Source organism: Mucilaginibacter sp. cycad4 (assembly GCF_034263275.1).
Taxonomy (GTDB): domain Bacteria; phylum Bacteroidota; class Bacteroidia; order Sphingobacteriales; family Sphingobacteriaceae; genus Mucilaginibacter.
Window position 1 is genome coordinate 6,074,741 of record NZ_CP139559.1, and the last position, 17,751, is coordinate 6,092,491.

Consider the following 17,751-nt stretch of genomic DNA (forward strand, 5'->3'; position numbering starts at 1 on the left):
GTTATTTCTTGCGAATAATATTTATGCTCAAATGGATATAATTTAAAGATTCGTTAAGGCGCCCAACTGATAAACCCGGTGAAATTTATATAAGGGGATTGGCATCAAAATAATTTTATTTCGGATAAAATCTTTTCCTTTGCCGGTCGTCATACATTAATATATGTACGCTTTTATTTTAGCATTACACTCCCTCACGCGCTGGTTTGTTTTGGCCAGCCTGCTTTTTGCCATTTATCGCGCTTACAGCGGATGGCTTACTAACAAAAGCTATTCAAAATTTGACGACCGCATACGGATTATTACCACCAATATCGCCCATATCCAGCTAACTATCGGGCTCTGGCTGTATTTCATCAGCCCGATAGCCAATTATTTCATCAGCCATTTTAAAGAAGCGGTGCACGAGCGGCAGATCAGGTTTTTTGGTATGGAGCACGTTACCATGATGTCGATCGGCATTACGCTGATCACCATTGCCTCATCAAAAGCCAAACGAAAAACAATGGATAAGGACAAATTTAAAACCACGGCCATTTGGCTAACCATTGCCCTGTTGGTTATTTTAAGCTCCATCCCCTGGTCGTTTTCGCCGTTGATCAGCCGCCCCTTATTCAGGCCGTTTTAAAAGCACTAAAAGTTAAAGTCATAGCCGATAAAGCTGGAACCTCTGAAAACTACCCCGGCCAATATTTTAAAAAACATACCGGCGAAACCATGCAGCAGTATATCATCAATTACAAACTGAAGCTGATTGAGAACCGTTTGCTGAACAGCAACATGCGCATGGCCGAAATTGCAAACGAGCTGGGGTTCAATGATGAGAGCCAACTGAACCGTATTTTTAAAAAATACAGGAGTATGAATCCTTCGGATTTCAGGAAAGCGGGGGGACGACTGCATGCCCTTGTTTAGGACGTTAAACCCCGTCAGTTTATATTAACAAACCGATAAAAACAAGAATTATATTTCAAAAATCGCCACGAATTGAAAATTTGATTAAAATATCTTCAATAATTTCAAAATAATTTGCTTTTTTATCAAAAACACTTCATAAATTACAATTCTGAAAGATAACTGATTATCAATTTTTAATTTATTGTAATTTTTTCATGGAAGAATCAGCTTATTTTGACCAATACAGCCCAATTGATAACGTTTGGGACGAAATGTATGGCTTAGACGCGAATGTTCGGGAGCATTACCGTAAAGTTATAGACTACATTTCGAAAGAATCGGCGGACGACCTGAACAAAAAAGAGGAGCTTGCCAAGCGCCTTTTTATGAGCCAGGGCATCACCTTTACCGTTTATAACAGCGGTGAGGGTATTGAAAAGATCTTTCCTTTTGATATTATCCCCCGTATTATCACGGCTGATGAATGGGCTTTTGTTGAGCGGGGCATCAAGCAGCGCCTTAACGCGCTTAATCTTTTTCTGAAGGATATTTACCACAATCAGTTTATTGTAAAGGATGGCATAGTACCTATTGATATTATTTATTCGTGCCCGCATTTTCTGCGCGAGATGTACCAGCTCCAGGTGCCTTATGATATTTATGTGCACATTTCAGGCATCGACCTTATCCGCGATGAAGACGGCACATTTTATGTGCTTGAAGATAACCTGCGCACCCCATCAGGCGTAAGCTACATGCTCGAGAACAGGGAGATCACCAAACGGCTTTTTCCCGATCTGTTACCGCAATGCAGTGTGCGCAGCGTTACCGAGTACCCATCTATATTATATAAAAACCTGCTGGCACTTTCGCCGCGGCAGATCCATAACCCAACTATTGTTTTGCTTACGCCAGGTATTTATAATTCGGCCTATTTTGAACATACCACGCTGGCCCGCTTAATGGGTGTAGAGCTTGTAGAAGGACGCGACCTGGTAGTAAATAACCATAAAGTGTACATGAAAACCACAACCGGCCTACAGCAGGTTGATGTGATCTACCGCCGGGTTGACGATGAGTTTCTTGACCCGCTGGTATTTAACCCGGCAAGCATGTTGGGTGTTGCAGGCCTCATGGGTGCTTACCGTAAAGGAAACGTAGCCATAGTAAATGCAACGGGCACCGGCGTTGCCGACGATAAGGCTGTTTATGCCTATGTGCCGGATATGATCCGCTATTATCTGAACGAAGAACCTATACTCAAAAATGTGCCAACACACCAGTTAGGCAATCCGGATGAACGCGAAATGGTATTTAAAAACCTCAATAAAATGGTGGTTAAAAAAACCAATGGCAGCGGCGGCTATGGTATGCTGATGGGCCATGCGGCAAGCGAACAGGAAATTGATGAATATAAAAAGGAAATCCTGAAAGATCCGCGTAACTTCATAGCTCAGCCAACTATCAGTCTTTCGGCGGCACCTTGTTATATGCAGGGCGAATTAAAGCCACGCAGGGTTGATTTAAGGCCATACGCACTGTACGGCCCCGATGGCATTGAAATAGTACCCGGCGGTTTAACCCGTGTGGCTTTAAAAGAAGGGTCACTGGTGGTAAACAGCTCGCAGGGTGGCGGCAGTAAGGACACGTGGGTGTTAAGCCCCCCGGCCCCCTAAAGGGGGAGGAATTGCGAATAAATCCCCTCTCGAGAGGGGGCGCGGGAGGCAATATGGTAGCAGGGGTGTGTTTCTGCGATGAGCTTATTATATGCATAAACACACCCCTACACCTCTCTCAAGAGGGGAATCGCACAAATCCGCGCTTTTTGAATAAAGGAATTAAAATATAACTAACAAGCTGGTGGTAAGACCGCCGGCATAATCATTCCCCCTTTAGGGGGTTAGGGAGCTTTTATGTTAAGCAGGGTTGCAGCAAGTTTTTATTGGTTAAGCCGTTACATCGAGCGCAGCGATGGTATGCTGCGGATGCTCAAAATTAATTATGCCTCATCGCAGGATACGGTGCAGGAATTTACCTGGGAACCTGTCATGAGGATTTTTGCCGGGCTGGATGCTGTTGAGGCCGAAAAACTGGAAAACGACAGCCGGTCGGTTTTAAAGTATATGGTTACCGGGAAAAATAATCCTAATTCCATACTTAATATCATCACCCTGGCGCGGGAAAATGCCCGTGGCGTACAGGAACACATTACCAAAGATCTGTGGCAATGCCTGAATGAATATTACCATACCGTAAAAGATCCGCGCCTGGAACGTGCCCTGCACCGGGAAGACCCTATAGGTGTACTGGATGTTTTAATAAAACAGGTAATGCTTTATTACGGTACGGTCGAAATAACCATGGAACGCGGCGAGGGCCGTGCATTTATGAACATTGGCAAATACCTGGAGCGGGCTATCCAGTCGGTTGATATTTTGGATACTAAATTTAGTTCGATAAGTGATAATCCCGACCTGCTTACGGATACTACCTACTGGAAACACCTGCTGCTTTCTTTGGGCGGTTACGAGCTGTATTTAAAAACCTACCGTGAAGGCTTTGAGGCCGAAAACGTTTTGGAACAGGTGGTGCTAAACAACGACTTCCCCCGCTCGGTTATCTATTCGGTAAATAATATTCAGCGCTATTTCGACAGATTGAAGAACGACAGCAATGCTGATGATTACCGGGAAATGTCGTTCCAGATAGGCAGGCTGCAAAGCCGCATTAAATACAGTTCGGTAAAAAGCATCAAGCAGGAGGGCCTGCACCTGTTCCTCACCCAGATCAGGAGTGAACTATACGGCATAGGCAATTCACTAAACCAGCATTATTTTGCTAATTCATAAACATAATTTGAAAATGTGCCGATTTGAAAATTTGAAGATGTATGCCTGGCTATCCAGGAAACTAATTAAAACTGTTTTGATTTGAAAATGCCGGTTCTCCTTCTTCATTTTCAAATCTTCAAATTAACTAATCTTCAAATTGGCATATTTTCAAATCCTCAAATTAAAAAATTAAAAAAATGCCTGAATTTAAGATCCAACATATCACCAAATACACCTATGAGGGCCCTGTTCGTGACAGCGCCAACCAGATTATCCTGTTTCCGATAAAAGATGAATACCAGGAAGTGGTAAAACAGGAGCTGAACATAACAGGCAACCCGGTAGTTGATACCCATACCGATTATTATGGTAACGAGGTTGGCAGCTTTACCTACAGCGACCAGCACAATATGATGGTCATTAACTCAAAGCTGGTTGTTATTACCCGCCAGCGCCCCCTGCCGGTAAATGACATTTTTCCGGAGCAGCAATGGGAAGATCTTAAGCGGCTTCAATACATGGTGCCATATATTGATTTTTTAAAACAGGAATATTTTGAAGGCCTGCCCGAGTTGCAGGCAGTAGTTGAACAGGAACGGCGTAAAGATGAAACACCGTTCCAGATAGCACTCCGTTTTTGCGGCTGGGTATACAAAAATTTCGAGTACATCAAAGGCGTTACCACGGTTGAAACCACACTGGATGAAGTGTGGAAGCTGAAAGCAGGCGTTTGCCAGGATTTCGCCCATATTTTAATGGTGATGCTCCGCCAGCTTAAAATACCATCACGCTATGTAAGTGGTTATATCTGCACCCATAGCAGCGCCATGCGCGGCGAAGGGGCCACCCATGCCTGGGCCGAAGTGTATGTGCCCGACTACGGCTGGCTTGGCATCGACCCAACAAATAATTGTATTGCCAATGAAACCCATGTACGCCTCGCTGTGGGCCGCAATTTTTCAGATTGTTCGCCGGTTAAAGGTGTTTACAAAGGGGCTTACGGGCACAAACTGGAAGTATCAGTAATTGTTGATGATGCCGATACCATTGTTTTTGAGGATAAAACCCACGAAACACCAGCCATGCACGTAGTAACCGAATTTCCTAAAAACAGCTATCAGCGATATATGGAGATCATTCAACAGCAGCAGCAACAACAGCAGTAGGTCAGCTTGCAGTGGCAGTTGGCAGTATGGGATGTAGCTACGCCGTTGTTGGTTTTGTCACCAACAACTCTGCGCTATGCAATTATTGCGTTAAATAGGTCAGAGCCTTTTCACGATTATAAGAGTAATCAGGCATGAAAAGCTGTTGGTGACAACGCCAGCAACGGCATAGGGAATTCCTTACTCAGGCAAATCAAGGTCCAGGCTTTGATAAAAAGCAACCAGGCCCGGTGCTATTACATGCACATCGTGTTGTTCCTCAATTAAACGGCGGGCGTTGAGGCCAATGTTACGGCAATATTCTTCGTCGGTAATACAGCGTTCAATGGCGTTATAAAACTCCTGCCGGTTATTGGCAATAAGGATATTGGTGCCGTTGGTAAAGTTGATACCTTCGGCACCTAATGAGGTAGAGATAATGCACTTTTCCATGGCCATACCCTCTACTATTTTAACCCGCATGCCGCCGCTCGAAAGCAAGGGTACCACCATAATAGCCTTACTATTCACAAACTCAGAAGCATCGTCAACCTCACCCTGGATAAAGATTTTCCCCATCGCTTCGTAATCATCAAAGCTATCGGGGATATTGTGCCCGGCGACATAAAACTTTACGCGAAGGTCGCCTTCGGTGAGGTCTTTATAAAAATTTTCAATAAACCATTCAATCCCCTCCCGGTTGGGCATCCAATCCAACGAACCCAAAAAAAACAAACTCGGAAACTCCGTCTTATTATAGTCCGGCTTATAATCGGGCAAAGAAATACCCACCGGAAAAATATCAACCGGAATAGTAACACCGTATGATAACAGGGTTTTTTTATCCTCATTGGTAAATACCGCAATGGCATCAAATTTATTGAGCTGCTGCAGTTCGTAATCCTTAACCCTCCGGGCCAGCAGGTGCAGGTACCATTTTTTAAACAGGTCGCTTTTTCGTTGTGCCAGCCTCATCCATACCTGGTGTTCAATATTGTGCGACCGGTAAATTAACCTGGCTTTTGTATGTTTACGCATAGCCGCCAGGTAAGGCGTTACAAACAGGCCTTCAAACTGGATAACATCATATACCGTTTGGCGCAATTCGCGCAGCAGGAGCTTTTCAAACTCGGCATCGTAATAGCGGTCAACATCATTTGATTTTTTGCTGAACAGATTGGTTATGGCATCAAGTACCGATACATTGATGTTGATATCGTATGATGTGTACCTGATCTTTTGCATCAGTTCATCTTCGCCTGTTTGTACACTGCCGTGATATCTTTTCCCGTTTAAAGCCACCAGCGCCACTTCATGCCCAAGCGCAATCAACCCTTTAATGGTATTGCAAACCACAATAGCGTAACCGCCATTCTGCGGAAATGGTACACGATGTGTTAAAATTAGGATCTTCAAACGGTGGATTTGGTTTTTAACAAAAATACCATCCTGAACGTGGTATTCAAAACTTCATTAAAAAATACTTAACTGCGGATCGGTTACCCTGAAAGTACGGCGGTGATAAGGCGTAAAACCAATCTTCATTACTGTTTCGCGGTGTTTGATAGTAGGATAGCCTTTATTGGTATGCCATTCATATTCCGGGTGTTCGGCCGCTATTTGCATCATATAATCGTCGCGGTAAGTTTTAGCCAATATGGATGCAGCCGCTATGCTGAAATATTTTCCATCGCCTTGTATAATACACTCATGTGGGATGTTCCGGTATTTTTTAAAGCGGTTACCGTCGATGATCAGAAACTGGGGTTCAAGATGTAGTTTTTCGATGGCCCGGTGCATAGCCAGGAATGATGCATTAAGAATGTTGATCTCGTCTATCTCCAGATTATCAACAGATGCTACGGCATAAGCCACTGCTTTTTCCTCAATCTCAGTACGAAGCTGGTACCTGATCTCTTCAGTAACTTGCTTGGAATCATTCAGCAGGTGGTGGTCAAAATCATGGGGTAAAATAACTGCGGCGGCAAAAACAGGCCCGGCCAAACATCCTCGCCCCGCTTCATCGCATCCTGCTTCCAAAAATTCGTACTGGTACCTGGCTGATAACATCCGGCAAATATAATAAGAGTTGTAAACGTGTTAGTAAAACAATTAGTATGATGAGTTTTTCAACATGTGGTTAACGCATCCTTTGCTTAAAAAATCTTCAGCGTAAGCAGGGTAATATCATCAATGGGCTTGCTTTTATGAACGTTGCTCAGGTAATCCATCAGGGCCTGGTTAAAATTATCGGGCGAAAGCTCGCCATGCGCCAGCACAAAATCAAGTAATTTGTCCTCGTTCCATATTTTGGTACTGGGCGATTCAAAATCCATGAGCCCATCTGTATAGTTAAAGATCAGGCTGCCGGGATCCACATCAACCTCGCCCTCGTTTAAAAAGGGAAGGTCTTCAAAAACACCGATCATGGTGGTACCCAGTTTAAGCGGAATGGCCCCGCCTTCCGAATAAAGTATGGTTGGATTGTGCCCTGCATTAATATAGTTAAGCCGCCGCTTTTTTTGATTATATCGCGCAAGAAACAGGGTGATAAACCGTTCGCCTTTGGTATTGCTGAGTACAATTTTATTTAAACGGTCAATAATATTGGTCAAATCATCCTCAACTGCCGCCCAGGCGTGCAGGCTGGCCTGAAAGTTGGCCATCAGCAAAGCAGCCGAAATACCCTTGCCAGATACATCGGCAATACACCATAAAAACTCATGCTCATTAAGGCGGATAAAATCAAAATAATCGCCGCCGATGTTTTGATGCGGAAGATACTTGGCCCCGATCTCCACACTGTCGTCTTTATGTTCACGCATGGGGATCAGCATATTCTGCACCTCTACTGCAAGCTCCATCTCACGCAGAAAACGTTCGGACTGCAGCCGCTCGCGGAAAAGTTTTTTATTTTCAAGCGCCACAATAATCACGTTCATCAGCGTTTGGATGAAATTAAGATCGTTGTTAAGCATCTCGCCCGAGGTATTAAAATCGCCGATAAGGGCGTAGGCGAGCGCTTTGCTTTTGTGATATACCGGGATAAAGTAATTGTATTTTTTTAGGACAGGATCGCGGTGCCCGGCAATAGCTATAGGCGCTTTAACTTTACTGAGTTTTTTACAGGCCCGGGCCAGCACTACCGACGATTCAACGTCGCCGCCATACTTGGCTATACAGGCAAACTTATCATCCTTTTCAATCAAAAACCTAAGCTTGCCTACCTGCAAATAGTTTTGCAGGATAACTTCCAGCATTTGAATGAGGATAGGAGTAGCGGTATTTTTATTTATGGCCCGCGTAATTTCCAATAAAGAATTTAATTCCGACTGCCGTTTGAGCAAAAGCCTGATCAATTCGTCTTCGCCGGAACCGTCGTCTACATTCAGCATATTGATATAAGTACGCTGACTAAAATAGAAGAAATAATTTTTAAATACGAGTACTTTGTGATTTTATATCAAAGGCATCGCGCAAGCCAACGGTAACCAGGTTAAAAGCATAAACCAGCAGCATAATGGCCATACCCGGAATGATAGCCAAAAAAGCCGAATCCATAACAATATACCCATAATGCTCTTTGATCATGCCGCCCCAGGTTGGCATAGGTGGCTGTGCGCCAAAGCCCAAAAAACTAAGCCCCGCCTCTAAAAGTATAGCTGATGCAAAGTTTGATGATGCCAGCACCAGTATAGGCCCGGTTATATTGGGCAAAATGTGTTTGGCTATAATGCGCCTGTTACTAAAACCCAGTGCCCTTGCGGCCTCAATGTACTCCACCTGTTTAAGGCCCATTACCTGCCCGCGCACCAGGCGCGCCACCTCAACCCACATGGAAAGACCAACCGCTATAAATATCTGCCACAAGCCTTTACCTAACGCAAATGATATGGCTATCACCAGCAACAGGGCAGGCAGCGCCCATAAAATATTCATCAGCCAGCTTAATGATGCATCAACCCATCCCCCAAAGTAACCCGCTATGGCACCCACTGTAATCCCGAGTAACATGCTGATGATAACCGACATTAAACCAACAGCAAGCGAAATTCGTGTGCCCAGGAGCAGGCGGCTTAGCATATCGCGGCCATAACCGTCAGTACCAAGCCAAAAAGTTTTAAAGCCGATGTTCTCTTCGTAAACCTTTGCCCAAAATCTTTGGTAAACACCAGCATTGGCCACTCTTACAACTACCTGTCCGTTATAATTAAATGTAACCTGCCCGTTTTTATAAACTGGCTTTTGCCCGGTCATCACCTCGAAAATATTGAATGCTTTTTTTTCGGGCTTGTCCTCATCGCCAATATACCCGTTAACATAAATGGAATCCTTAACAAAGTGATAGCCGGTTATTGGGATTTCTTTATAAAACGATGGCTGGCCGTACAGCATTCTGGCAAATACATTTACAGTATCCACAGCTTCCGCTTTCCGGAGTTTTAACATCATATAGGTTGAGCCCGGCTTTTTTATACTGAGCTGTATGATCATGTTATTGGCCAGGGGGGTATCATCGGGCATGATGAGATAACCCAGTATGGCAACAAGCATGGTAAGCAGGATAAATGCCAGCCCGGCTACAGCAATTTTATTGCGCTTAAAAACACGCCAGGTGCGTTTTGCTGGTGTAATTTCGGCCAATGTGTTAATAGTTCATGTGTGTTGGCTAAATATCGTTTAAATAGGCGCAATTAACAATAATGGCTGCTTTCTTTACAAACGCATTATGAAGCTGAAAGCCCAAGGCTTAAAGCATAAATTACAGCTTTCGCCTTACCTAACGATCCTGCCCTTCCAGGCATACTTCTTGTTTTTTCCTAAAAAACCGATAATAACAAAATAAATGACATTAAGCGGCAAAACAAAGCTTACGTACAGCAGCAGTTCGCGCCGTTTTAAAAAGTTCATGATCGGTGTCATGTATAACAGGTCTATCGCATATTTAATTCCGATGGTAAGCAAAAACAATTTCAGGAAACAGATATCGAAAATACCCAGCACAGCTGTTAGCAGCAGCATAAAATTGCACAGCCAGATACTGAGCGCAAAGGCCACCATCTTTTTATTTTTGTACTTGGTTGATTTTGATGCCCAGCGGCGCCTTTGCTGCATAAACTCTTTTAAATTAGGCTTTGCGTGGGTATATACAATTGCTTCGCGCCGTTTTAAAAAGCCTATCCTGCCGGGATAACGCTCCCCAACCTTGTGCAATAAAAGCTCATCATCGCCCGAAGCCAGGTCATCGATGCCGGTAAAACCGCCAACCTCATAAAATACGTCTTTACGGTAAGCAAAATTTGCCCCGTTACAGGTGGCAGCAAAGCCATGACCTAAAAAAGAGCCTCCCATACCAATAAGCGATGAAAAATCAAGTGTTTGCATGCGCTCAAATACCGATTGCTCCTGGAAATAAGTCACCGGCGATGAAATCATCACCAGGTTATGCTGTTCATAAAAGCCAACAATAGTACGCAGCCATTGATTACCCATACGGCAATCAGCATCTGTTGCCACCATTAACTCGCCTGTTGAAAGTTTAATGGCTTCGGCTATCGCTTTCTTTTTATAGGAGTTAAGTGTTTCGCCAAGCCTGAGCTGCAGCAGCTTTACGCCCTGTGCCGCATAACTGCCGATGATGGCTGCAGTATTATCTGTTGAATGATCATCAACAATGATGATCTCCACCAGGTGTTTGGGATAATCCTGGGCCAAAATATCTTCAATGGTAAGGTGGATCTTTTCTTCCTCATTACGGGCCGCAATAAGTACAGTAACTTTGGTGCTAAATGTTTGGGCAACAACAGGAGGGATAGTGACCTTTGCCCAGCCTATCCGGAGATAGATCAGCAACAGCACATAAAGCCCGATGGAAAATAACGAAATAATACTAATCAGCGCGGTCAAAGAATTTGAGTTTTAAAACGAACAACGATCCTAAAATAGCAGGAATAAATAAATTAATAAGCCATATTGACGATACACCGGCTATTACGGCGATATTTTGATCTGTCACATACACAAACAGGTGCGAAGCAGTAAAGCCGCGTACACCAATATCAAAAAGATCAAGCGATGGGATAGCCGATGACACCACGAAAAACAGCATCAGCATGAGCATCATGGGTACAACAGCCATATGCGGCATCAACAGCTGAAAAACCAGGCAATACTGCATTGAAAATGTGACATACCGGGCAATGCTAAAACCCATGATCTTGATAAGTTCGTGGGTGTGGTACCTGCCTATTACTTCAAAAAAGCGGTGGTATTTTTTGATGAACCAAACCCTGTCAAGCAAAGTAACCGCCCAGTTTATGTGAAAATAAAATACCAGCTGCACGGCCGCAATTATAACGCCAATGGCAGTTACCCCCCAGGCCAGCACTAAATTGGCATGAATGTAGTTGGCGACAAACCAGATCATGGCCATTACCCCCAAAACGTTGGTTACCGACCCCTGGCTAAATGAACCCACGCCCATGGCAAAAATACCCGGAACACGTTTGCGCGGCGGTAAAAACATAACACGCCCCCCGTATTCGCCCAGCCGGTTAGGTGTAGTTACTGCCCAGGTAAGGCCGCAAAAAACAGCCTCAACAGCTTCCCATACCGAAATATTGATCAATGTTTTGGTTATATAGCGCCATTTAAGTGCTTCCAGGAACCAGTTCAAAAACATCAATAAAATTACCAGCGCCATGACAATAACAACATGGGTAGTACTTATTTGCGATGCGAAATGTTCAAACTGCTTTAGGTCGTTATTTTTTTTGTTGAACTGCCGGTAAATAAACCACCCTGCAATTATTAATATACCGGCCTTAAGAAGATACGAAACAACCTTTTTAGCAGAGCGTGTCAAATAGATAAATTTTATGCAATGTTACAAAAAAATGGGGCATGCCAAAGCTTGCCCCATACAACACTACATGGTTAGTTTTGTTTACTTCAATCTTGTTTTTAAAAACGTCAGCGTATTTGCATAGGCGTCCTTGGTAGCATCGCTGTTATAAATAGGGTTGCTCGGGTTTGCAAAACCATGATCGGCATCATACTGGTGCAGGTAAACCTTTTTTCCGGCGGCCTTCATATCAGCATCAAATTTGGCTACAACCTTAGGGTTAATCCACTGATCTTTATTGGCAAAGTTTCCCAGCACATCGGCGTTTAAGGTTTTTAATTTATTAACATCCTGCTCGGGCATACCATAATACATTACACAAGCTACCGCCTTTTTACCGGCAAGCAAGCTGGTTTGCAAACTCCATCCACCGCCAAAACACCAGCCAATAGTAGCAATATGTGCTTTGGGGCCGGCATAAGCTATCGCTCCGTTTACTATAGCGCGGGCCCTGTCGTCATTTACAGCCTGCATAAATTTACCCGCATCTTCGCGTGTGGTTGCTACCTTACCATCATATAGGTCAAGATCGATGATATTGACGTTACCCAGGTCATTATACAGTTTTTCTGACTCTCTTTTTACATAGTCATTAAGGCCCCACCATTCATGTATCACCAATAAATAATTATTAGTAGGTTTTTTGGCTTTCATAAAAAATGCTGATGCTTGTTTACCATCCGGCGTTTTGTAGGTGATGGCCTCGCCTATACTGCTTTGAAAGCGGATTGGCAAAGGATTTTTGTGCGACATTTTGAACCGGGCGTTGGAGGCCAGCATGGCAAACTGCTGCGTTGCCGATGGATTACTGCAGCAAACCACTTTACGCTGCGCAAAAGTCATAGTGGCTAAGCTGATAAATAACGTTAATAAAAACAGTTTTTTCATGGAGGTAAAATTTTATGTTAATTAAAGCTGACGTGTATTTAAAACAATTACGTTGGCAACATGGTTTTAGTTGTCGGGCTAATGTGATTAACCGGCATAAATTTATGATAATGTAATATATAATTACCTAAAATTTAATGCATACCTGTCTATTCTCCATGGAACCTTACGAAGCAAAAGCACGTATATAATAATATACCAATATATTTTTAATATGCCTGTCCCGCCAATTCCTGATAATGAAATGGAAAGGCTTTTAAGCCTGTCGGAATTTGATCTTGATTATACCGAACATAAAGACAGTTTTAAAGACCTGGCCAAGCTGGCGGCCAAGGTTACTGGTACCGAGGTTTCGCTTGTTAACCTTATTGACTCCTATACACAATGGAGTATCAGTGGTCACGGACTGGAAATTGAACAAATGCCCCGTGAGGATTCGGTTTGTCAATATACTATTATAGACGGCGAATATTTTGAGGTAGAAGACCTGCGGACCGACGAACGTTTCAGGGATAAATTTTATGTAACCGACGGGCCCAGATTAAGATATTATTATGGCATACCACTAAAGGTAAGCGACGATCACAATATCGGCGCCTTATGTGTCCTTGATAAAAACGTTAAAGAGCTCACACCCGAAAAGGTTGAACTTTTAAAGATCATTGCCGATGAAATACTAAGCAGGCTGAAAGACCTGAAAGTAATTGGCAAACTAAAAAGCAAGCTTGCTGAAGCCAGCGAAATCCAGAAAAAGGTGGCTCACGATATCCGCGGGCCGTTAAGCGGCATCATTGGTCTGGCCCAATTCATCAGCGAACAAGGGGAGGCAAACCAAATAGAAGAAGTGCTGGAGTTTATCAACCTGATCCATAAAAGCGGCCGGTCGATACTGGAACTTGCAGATGAGATCCTGAGTGCCGATAAAAATGATCACAAACCCATATCTAATGGAGCGGACTTTAACCTGCTGATATTTAAAGATAAAATAGAACGCCTTTTTATTCCGCAAGCCCGGAACAAAAACATTTTGCTTACGGTTAAAACCCCATCCGAATCGGAGCGGATTCCCTTTGCCCGGAATAAACTGTTACAAATAACAGGTAACCTGATCTCGAATGCTATAAAATTTACTCCGGCCGGCGGCTATGTTGATGTAGACCTGAGCCTTGAGCTTAACGATCATGTCAATATATTGCAAATCCAGGTAAAGGACAGCGGGGTTGGCATCGATGAAAAAGGTATCGAAAAAATACTGAAAGGCAATTCGGCTTCAACAACAGGTACAATCGGCGAAGCCGGCTTTGGCTTTGGACTGGCATTAGTAAAGCATCTGATTGAAACCCTTAAAGGATCAATCAAGATTTACTCAAAGCCTGGCGAAGGGACTATATTTGAGGTAAGGCTCCCACAAAAAATGCAGTGATAAAAAACCTGTCCGGAGTAACTATAGGGCATAGAGAATTGCGTAGGCAAAAAATCCCTAAAAAAGTTGTTTTTCCTGAAGGTAGATTATAGATGCAATACTTAAAATAAAATACCGGCCTAAAGAGCCCGGTATTTTACTTTAGGTTATATTTTTACCAGCTTTTGCCGCCGCCGCCACGGTTATCTCTTGAGTAGCCGCCACCGCCGCCGCGGTTGCCGCCACCGTAACCACCGCCGCCACGGTTACCGCCACCGTAGCCACCGCCACTGCTTCTGCGGTCACCACCTGGCTTTTTCTCTTCTGCCTGGCTTACTGCAATTGATCTTCCTTTAACTTCAGAACCGTTTAGGCCGCTTATAGCTTGTTGTGCTGCCTCATCATCTGCCATTTCAATGAATCCGAACCCTTTGCTTCTTCCTGATTCCCTGTCAATAATAATTTTTACGGAGTTAACTTCACCATAAGCTTCGAAAAGCTGCTTTAAATCGGCTTCCCCTAAAGTAAAAGGAAGACTTCCTACGAATATGTTCATTAATATTTAGTTTTTAATGGGCCTGCTTTGTTAATTACCCACGTTTTGTTAACATCAAATATAGTAATAGATATTTGATGATTACTGCATGTTTATGTGAATGAGTGCTTTTATTTTAAAAAAAATTACTTTTTTTCGCGTTTTGAGAAAATAAATGGTGGCAGCCAACGAATTAATACAAAGGGCAATTCATTTTGTTTTGAAAATATAACGTTTTTGTAAAATAAATATGAAAAAAACGGCAAGTCCGTATTTTTTAAATATTACTGTAACCAAAGTTATTTTCCGGAAGCAAATTAACCTCAAAATCCCTAAACTACCGACTCAATCCGGTAGCGCTTCCCATTCAGCGTAAACTCATCCCCGGCTTTTTTACCGGTAAGCATATTGCCCACGGGCGATGCCGGCGACACCGCAAAATACGTTTTGCCGTTAAGCGTTAAAATACCGGCGCTTATAGCAAGATAAAAATTGCCGTTACTGGTAACTATCACGCTGCCAGGCTCGGCATGCATTGATGCACCTGTTGTACCTATCCGGTTTAAGGCTACCAGCAGTTTGTTGGCTTCATTTAACTGGGCCATATTGCGGTTGGTTTCCTGCTGCGCCATTTCACGCCCGGTTTCATATTTATCCCCCGCGCTGCTTTTGGTATCATCGGTGGAGGCCTTTTGCGCATCGGCAATGGCAATCTCTGTGGCCTCCATAATTTTACGCACGTAACTAATGCATAGTTGATGTAATTCTTTCTTCAGATCGCCCATTTATGATATCAAACAAAAAACTAAAATAGGTGAAAAGATCAAATTTTTGTTGTGCAGAAAACCTGCCGGTAAAATAAAAGCCCCCTTGCACTCGCTGCTTGGGGGCTTTAAACCTAAACCTTATCACTATTTGCAGGCGTTAACCTACAAAGTAGATAAACGTTGCTAATTGCCAAAATGGTATGCCCGACTAATTAAAACTGACAAAATAATGATATTCGCACATTATAAGCCAGTCGTTAGTTTATATTAACTCCCTTATCTACAACTTACCGGCAAAAAATTTAAGGGTCGAAATAATATGTTTTGCCCAGTATGACCACTCGTGCCCACCCTGGTTTTCTTCATAAATATGAGGGATTTTCTCCTTATCCAGCTTTTTATGCAGGTCGCGGTTGTAGTTAATCAGCAAATCATTAATACCGCAATCAAAACGGACAGGCGGCAGCTGATCCCTGTATTTTTTAAATGTTGCAAACACATCTTCATCGGCTACAATATCCTGGGCATAGGTTTTTAAGGGCTCACCGGCAAAAAGTTTGATCTGCGGCAAGCTTGTTATAGACGATAGCCCGGCAATGGCTTTAAATTTATGCCCGTATTTTGCACCGATCCTTAAAGCGCCAAAACCTCCCATAGAAAGGCCGGCAATAAACAGCGGAGAATTTTGCTTTGCACCGGGAATATTTTCCATTACAGCCGTGGGCACATCATCGGCTATCCATTGCTCAAAATTAAAGCCACTATGCGGCAAATAGCCCGAGCCATCGCCCCAAAGCCCGTCCGACGGCATGACTAATATCATTCTTGGCAATTCGCCTTTTTCAATCAGCTCATTGGTTTTTAAATGAACGCCTCCGCTCATGGCCCAACTCCATGCGCTGCCATATACCCCGTGCAGTAATATTACCACAGGTAAAACCTCGTTTTTATTGGCCCCCGGCGGAACGTATACGCAAATATCACCCCGGCCCTTTAAATTGGGGGTTTTTATAGTTATAAGCCGAAGCTGATTACTTTCATATTGCGGATTGGAAATTTCTGTTGTTTTAAATGGCATGAGCTTTTTTAGTCGAACACGATAACCCCTTTAGCGTTTCTGCCTTTCAGCATGTCGTCAAAAGCTTTATCAAGTTCGTTTATAGAATATGTACGTGTAATCATTTCTTCAAGTAATAAGTGCCCATCGGCGTACAATTGTACTATGTCCGGAAAATCAATCTGCGGGCGGCATTTACCATAGAGGGGGTTCAGATAAATTTTATCCCACTCAAAAAGGCGCATATCAATGGTGACCTCCTGTTCAATACCGCTTACCTGAACTGCCGTGCCGGCATTGCGCACCATGGCTAAGGGGGCTGCGCCTAATTCGGGAATAGCTGTGCATTCAAAAGCATAATCGGCCCCGCGGCCATCAGTAAGTTTTCTTACTTCCCCGGCAGCTTTAAGCAGGCCGGTATCATCTTTGGCGGCTAAAATAGTGTGGGTTGCACCAAACTTAACGGCCATTTCAAGGCGATTGGGATTTATATCAATAGCGATGATCTTTTCTGCCCCGGCGATCTTTGCAGCCTGCACCACATTAAGACCTACACCACCGGTACCCAGTACTACAGCCAATGCCCCGGCTTTTAGTTTAGCGGCATTCACCACAGATCCATAACCTGTCATTACACCGCAACTGATAATACTTGCCGCAGGGAATGACATGGTTTCCGAAGTGTTTTTTACCACTGCCGACTCTTTTACCAAAGTATATCCGGCTATAGTACCAATATTAAAAGACCTTAAAATGGGGTCGCCATTAAGTGTTGTGCCATTAAGACCGGCATGGCCCGGAGTGTAGCCATTGCCGCCGGCTGCAACCGGCGAGGCTACTTCACACAAATGCTGGTTACCCTCAAGGCACTGAAAGCATCTGCCGCAGTGCATGGCCCAGTTTAAGATCACCTTATCGCCGGGTAATATACTGCTAACATTTTTTCCAACCGAAACCACAATACCGGCACCTTCATGGCCTATAATGATCTGCTTTCCCCAGCTTAACGAGTCATGATCGGTATGGCAAAGTCCCGCTGCTTTTATTTTAACCAGCACTTCATCATCTTTCGGTTCGTTCACCACAATATCCTGTACCGAAAAACCACCCTTTCCATTGGCAATAGCTGCCTTGCATATTATAGCCATAATTTGGGGATATGTTGAACGCTTTTCATACGCCGTTAAACCGGTTGTGCAAATAATAGCTATAACTATAGCTTGCCATATTAGCAGTGCTAAATACACCAAACCTATGCAACAAAAATAGGTTAAGCCATGATTCTAAAACTTTAGCAAATTGTCCAAAAAATGGTCTATATTATC

The 17,751-nt window shown here is 43.5% G+C and carries 17 protein-coding genes; 6 read left to right on the forward strand and 11 right to left on the reverse strand.

Annotated elements, in window-relative coordinates; genetic code table 11:
- Nucleotides 1–163 precede the first annotated feature (163 nt).
- From SNE26_RS25015 to SNE26_RS25035, 5 genes are all read left to right on the forward strand, one after another.
- A complete protein-coding gene (locus tag SNE26_RS25015) occupies nt 164–628 on the forward strand; it encodes a hypothetical protein (protein ID WP_321556585.1) in 465 nt (154 codons plus the stop codon).
- Complete coding sequence (locus SNE26_RS25020) at nt 538–915, forward strand: helix-turn-helix transcriptional regulator (protein WP_321556586.1); 378 nt, start codon at nt 538–540, stop codon at nt 913–915. The genes SNE26_RS25015 and SNE26_RS25020 overlap by 91 nt, the downstream gene beginning before the upstream one ends.
- A 197-nt stretch (nt 916–1,112) precedes the next feature.
- On the forward strand, nt 1,113–2,573 hold the full coding sequence (locus SNE26_RS25025) for a circularly permuted type 2 ATP-grasp protein (RefSeq protein ID WP_321556587.1): 1,461 nt from the start codon (nt 1,113–1,115) through the stop codon (nt 2,571–2,573).
- A gap of 237 nt (nt 2,574–2,810) precedes the next feature.
- The gene (locus SNE26_RS25030) at nt 2,811–3,746 is read left to right on the forward strand and encodes an alpha-E domain-containing protein (protein ID WP_321556588.1); all 936 of its coding nucleotides are present in this window, start codon (nt 2,811–2,813) and stop codon (nt 3,744–3,746) included.
- Between the two features lie 179 nt (nt 3,747–3,925).
- Nucleotides 3,926–4,894 (forward strand): transglutaminase family protein, encoded by a 969-nt coding sequence (locus tag SNE26_RS25035; protein WP_321556589.1) that lies wholly within the window; start codon nt 3,926–3,928, stop codon nt 4,892–4,894.
- Nucleotides 4,895–5,074: 180 nt separating this feature from the next.
- Here SNE26_RS25035 and SNE26_RS25040 read toward each other — a convergent pair whose 3' ends face one another.
- From SNE26_RS25040 to SNE26_RS25070, 7 genes are all read right to left on the reverse strand, one after another.
- A complete protein-coding gene (locus SNE26_RS25040) occupies nt 5,075–6,289 on the reverse strand; it encodes a glycosyltransferase family 4 protein (protein ID WP_321556590.1) in 1,215 nt (404 codons plus the stop codon).
- Between the two features lie 57 nt (nt 6,290–6,346).
- Nucleotides 6,347–6,943 (reverse strand): ribonuclease HII, encoded by a 597-nt coding sequence (locus tag SNE26_RS25045; protein WP_321556591.1) that lies wholly within the window; start codon nt 6,941–6,943, stop codon nt 6,347–6,349.
- An 86-nt stretch (nt 6,944–7,029) separates the two neighbouring features.
- A complete protein-coding gene (locus SNE26_RS25050) occupies nt 7,030–8,268 on the reverse strand; it encodes a PP2C family protein-serine/threonine phosphatase (protein WP_321556592.1) in 1,239 nt (412 codons plus the stop codon).
- 40 nt (nt 8,269–8,308) lie between these two features.
- Nucleotides 8,309–9,517: an ABC transporter permease gene (locus SNE26_RS25055; RefSeq protein WP_321556593.1), complete on the reverse strand. Its 1,209-nt coding sequence runs from the start codon at nt 9,515–9,517 to the stop codon at nt 8,309–8,311.
- 132 nt (nt 9,518–9,649) lie between these two features.
- Complete coding sequence (locus SNE26_RS25060) at nt 9,650–10,780, reverse strand: glycosyltransferase (protein WP_321556594.1); 1,131 nt, start codon at nt 10,778–10,780, stop codon at nt 9,650–9,652.
- Nucleotides 10,764–11,738 carry a lysylphosphatidylglycerol synthase domain-containing protein gene (locus SNE26_RS25065; RefSeq protein WP_321556595.1) on the reverse strand — a complete coding sequence of 325 codons (975 nt, stop codon included), beginning with the start codon at nt 11,736–11,738 and terminating at the stop codon, nt 10,764–10,766. The genes SNE26_RS25060 and SNE26_RS25065 overlap by 17 nt, the downstream gene beginning before the upstream one ends.
- 81 nt (nt 11,739–11,819) lie before the next feature.
- Complete coding sequence (locus tag SNE26_RS25070) at nt 11,820–12,665, reverse strand: dienelactone hydrolase family protein (protein WP_321556596.1); 846 nt, start codon at nt 12,663–12,665, stop codon at nt 11,820–11,822.
- Between the two features lie 214 nt (nt 12,666–12,879).
- On the opposite strand from SNE26_RS25070, the gene SNE26_RS25075 reads away from it, so the two are divergent.
- Nucleotides 12,880–14,088: a GAF domain-containing sensor histidine kinase gene (locus tag SNE26_RS25075; protein ID WP_321556597.1), complete on the forward strand. Its 1,209-nt coding sequence runs from the start codon at nt 12,880–12,882 to the stop codon at nt 14,086–14,088.
- A gap of 154 nt (nt 14,089–14,242) precedes the next feature.
- Here the strand turns inward: SNE26_RS25075 and SNE26_RS25080 are convergent, their stop codons facing one another.
- From SNE26_RS25080 to SNE26_RS25095, 4 genes are all read right to left on the reverse strand, one after another.
- Nucleotides 14,243–14,623, reverse strand: a complete 381-nt coding sequence (locus SNE26_RS25080; RefSeq protein ID WP_091210121.1) for an RNA-binding protein — start codon at nt 14,621–14,623, stop codon at nt 14,243–14,245.
- A 311-nt stretch (nt 14,624–14,934) separates the two neighbouring features.
- Entirely contained in the window at nt 14,935–15,330 is a 396-nt protein-coding gene (locus SNE26_RS25085; RefSeq protein ID WP_321556598.1) for a 3-oxoacyl-ACP synthase, read from the reverse strand.
- A gap of 319 nt (nt 15,331–15,649) precedes the next feature.
- Nucleotides 15,650–16,447, reverse strand: coding sequence for an alpha/beta hydrolase-fold protein (locus SNE26_RS25090; RefSeq protein ID WP_321556599.1), 798 nt, complete (start codon nt 16,445–16,447; stop codon nt 15,650–15,652).
- Nucleotides 16,448–16,455: 8 nt separating this feature from the next.
- Nucleotides 16,456–17,574: a zinc-binding dehydrogenase gene (locus tag SNE26_RS25095; protein WP_321556600.1), complete on the reverse strand. Its 1,119-nt coding sequence runs from the start codon at nt 17,572–17,574 to the stop codon at nt 16,456–16,458.
- Nucleotides 17,575–17,751: the final 177 nt, after the last annotated feature.

Coding starts and splice junctions, on each gene's coding strand:
- SNE26_RS25035 (WP_321556589.1), top strand. CDS start 3,926: ATGCCTGAATTTAAGATCCAACATATCACCAAATACACCTATGAGGGC.
- SNE26_RS25085 (WP_321556598.1), bottom strand. CDS start 15,330: ATGGAGGCCACAGAGATTGCCATTGCCGATGCGCAAAAGGCCTCCACC.
- SNE26_RS25025 (WP_321556587.1), top strand. CDS start 1,113: ATGGAAGAATCAGCTTATTTTGACCAATACAGCCCAATTGATAACGTT.
- SNE26_RS25080 (WP_091210121.1), bottom strand. CDS start 14,623: ATGAACATATTCGTAGGAAGTCTTCCTTTTACTTTAGGGGAAGCCGAT.
- SNE26_RS25045 (WP_321556591.1), bottom strand. CDS start 6,943: ATGTTATCAGCCAGGTACCAGTACGAATTTTTGGAAGCAGGATGCGAT.
- SNE26_RS25095 (WP_321556600.1), bottom strand. CDS start 17,574: ATGGCTATAATATGCAAGGCAGCTATTGCCAATGGAAAGGGTGGTTTT.
- SNE26_RS25015 (WP_321556585.1), top strand. CDS start 164: ATGTACGCTTTTATTTTAGCATTACACTCCCTCACGCGCTGGTTTGTT.
- SNE26_RS25090 (WP_321556599.1), bottom strand. CDS start 16,447: ATGCCATTTAAAACAACAGAAATTTCCAATCCGCAATATGAAAGTAAT.
- SNE26_RS25075 (WP_321556597.1), top strand. CDS start 12,880: ATGCCTGTCCCGCCAATTCCTGATAATGAAATGGAAAGGCTTTTAAGC.
- SNE26_RS25070 (WP_321556596.1), bottom strand. CDS start 12,665: ATGAAAAAACTGTTTTTATTAACGTTATTTATCAGCTTAGCCACTATG.
- SNE26_RS25030 (WP_321556588.1), top strand. CDS start 2,811: ATGTTAAGCAGGGTTGCAGCAAGTTTTTATTGGTTAAGCCGTTACATC.
- SNE26_RS25050 (WP_321556592.1), bottom strand. CDS start 8,268: ATGCTGAATGTAGACGACGGTTCCGGCGAAGACGAATTGATCAGGCTT.